General features: G+C 42.4%; 4 protein-coding genes. 2 read left to right on the top strand and 2 right to left on the bottom strand.

The annotated features are described in order from the left end of the window. Position 1 precedes the first annotated feature (1 nt). Positions 2-703, bottom strand: a complete 702-nt coding sequence (locus F6K23_RS40080) for a hypothetical protein (RefSeq protein WP_293166729.1) — start codon at positions 701-703, stop codon at positions 2-4. Then, a complete protein-coding gene (locus F6K23_RS40075) occupies positions 700-1,068 on the bottom strand; it encodes a hypothetical protein (protein WP_293166728.1) in 369 nt (122 codons plus the stop codon). Before F6K23_RS40075 ends, F6K23_RS40080 begins: the two co-directional genes overlap by 4 nt. Positions 1,069-1,278: 210 nt before the next feature. Between F6K23_RS40075 and F6K23_RS40070 the strand changes: the two genes are divergently transcribed. After that, a complete protein-coding gene (locus tag F6K23_RS40070; protein ID WP_293166726.1) occupies positions 1,279-1,494 on the top strand; it encodes a hypothetical protein in 216 nt (71 codons plus the stop codon). A 595-nt stretch (positions 1,495-2,089) separates the two neighbouring features. After that, positions 2,090-2,649: site-specific integrase (locus tag F6K23_RS40065; protein ID WP_293166724.1), on the top strand; the 560-nt coding region annotated here is incomplete at its 3' end.

Raw genomic sequence — 2,649 nt, 5'->3', positions numbered from 1 at the left:
TTCATTGAGGTTCTGTAGATGTCGGTGAGAAGTCATACACACCCCCTTCAAAGGCAGAGTTGTAGTACTCTAATAGTTTCTGTTTACGCTGCTGTGTTGATTCAAGTTTCTTAGTTTTACTCTCTTTTAAGAGTTTGTTGTTGACTTCTAGGTTTTCAATTTCTAGGTCGATTAGTTCGATTTCCGTAGCGTATTCGGTATTTTGGTAATAATTACGCCTAGCTTCTGCTCTGCGTTTGATCAGTTGGGCTTTTTGATTGGTACGATATTCTAATCTAGTGGACTTTACTTCATGCTGGACTAGTTGGAGGAAAATATCTGCTGAGTATTTATCGAGTTTTGCTTGATGGCTTAGTGCCATCTTGGTTGCTGCTCGGTAATACTGTGCTTCTTTAATTTCAGCACGGCATAGTTTCCGAGCTAACTTGACCATCTCTGGTAGAAGTTTGGCGTTAGTCTCTGCCAGTTCTGCTATTTTTCTGAGGGCGCGGACGTTCTCAGCTAAATTGCCAGTTAAGTCGATTTTGCCCAAGTCGAAGGGTAATCCGAATTTTTGACCTAGTGCGGTCAACTTTGATTGGATGACTGGAGGTAGAAACTTCTCGGCACTAACAGTTTGATTAGTATTGATAGCGTATTGTTCTTTTGTTTTTCGAGAGCTACTGGACTTAGCATCTCCCTTTTTTCCTTTGTCTATTTTCATAGGAAAATCCGGTAAACTGCTGCGCCACCAACTGGCTGAGTTTTCATGAAATTGATGCACAGTGCCCGAGAGTTACTGACTTTCGTGAATAACAATGCTCCGGCAGGGTCTACGGCAAACAGGCTGCCGTTAGCCAACTCGTCCCAATCGGTAGGGGACTTTTGGATGGTCAAGTTCTTTTGGATTACCTGGGTGTCCCCTATCGGTTTGAGAACGGGTTTTGTCTTGCGCTTCCCTCCCTGTTTGCGATTGCGGTAGTAGTGGTTGAGTTTGGTATGTAGCTCTTTCGCTTCTTCTGGCGACATTGTATTGTTTGTTTTTTTACTATTTGGTAACGGATTACTGATTGTCTCTTGTGTCTCCATAGTCGATGTCCTGTCTATTTTATGACCATTGCTGGATAACACTGCGGCGCTACGACTTACGTGTCAGTGCAAGCTGAAGTACTGAATTTCTGGGCGAAGTGGGAAATGATAGACCACTTAATGACACTGCGGCGCTACGACTTACGTGTTTACCTATAAGTGTTTTATTAGAAGGGTATTGAATGCCCTGAAATAAATCATAGCACGGCATTGGATAATAGAGAATACCGTTACAGCTATACATCAATGCCCCACTCGCCAAGTAAAAACAGTGATAGAATCACCGCAATCGTTGACAAAGAAACGAAAGCTAGGTTGAAAATTTTTGCAAAAGCGAAGCGGTGGACACTTAGCCAAGCAGCGGCATACTTTATTGAAATTGGTTTGGATGAGGAAGAACGGGGAGGTGACTACTTAGTTAAATAACATTCTTATACCGTATATATACGGGGTTTAAACCAATGCTTTAAAAATATTATCAGTTCCATATTTAACCAGAACTGAAAAAAGAGAGGGATATATTTATGCTTATAATACAAATGAATTAACGAGTTTTTAGAAAGAAGCGATTCAGAAGCCCAAACTTCTAATCTCGTCTAATGCCTTCCTAAGGAAGTAATGGCGAGGATTATCTGGATTATTACCACACTCAGACTCCCAATGGTCGAGAAGAAAGACTAGCTCAGGTATCGCCTCACACTGAGCCTTGCTGACTTCAGCACTGACCCTTATCACTTTAGACTTCATACCATCAGACTTAGGCGTTAAAAAACAGAGTACTTGATACCCTCCGGAGCTGTACACATATTATTCAAAGGTGTTAGCCAGTTAATAAAGTGGTAAATAACCCGTATATATACGGTATTGAAGTCAACGGGGTTAAGGGTGTTTGGCAACAATTAGGGATTATTCGCAATAAGCGGGGCGGTTGTAGTACATCAAACCCCGGTTTTGACGCTATCATCAGCCTTTGAGGGACTTAGGCGAACAAATTAGACAAAGATATCTTAGAATTCTCTCTATGAAAGTTAATCGCTTCGGTCAAGCCGAAATTCTCAACACCGACCAAATTAACTTGCTCTTTGATAAGGGTTTTGTCAAGCCCAGAGACCGGGCTTTATTTGGTCTGTGTCTCTATACTGCTTGTCGCATTAATGAAGCTTGCACCCTCTTTACTAAAGATGTCATTGGTCTCAGTGGTATTAGACCTAAACTGCTGATTCGCTGCTTAAACACCAAAGGGAAACTAAATACCAGAGAAGTACAGGTACACCCAACCCTACATTGTTATCTCGAAGAGTACAATCCCAATACCAGTAAACCCTACCTATTTCCTGGTAGGCATGGGCTAGGGCATATTCATAAATCCAGCGCTGACCGTATCTTGAGAAAGGCTTTGGAGCGAGTCGGCATTGAGGGCGCTTCGACTCACAGTTTTAGAAGAACTGCCCTCACTAGAATGAGTGATGCTGGTGTTCCTCTCAGGCACATTCAATCTATCTCTGGTCATCGTACCCTCGATGCTCTAGAACGTTATTTGGGCGTCAGTGAACACCACAAAGAAAGTGCCATCGCTACTCT

It is taken from the genome of Okeania sp. SIO2C9 (assembly GCF_010672455.1).
In the GTDB taxonomy this organism is placed as follows: Bacteria; Cyanobacteriota; Cyanobacteriia; order Cyanobacteriales; family Microcoleaceae; genus Okeania.
Note: the sequence above shows the minus strand (reverse complement) of the source record. Positions and strands in the feature narration are given on the sequence as shown.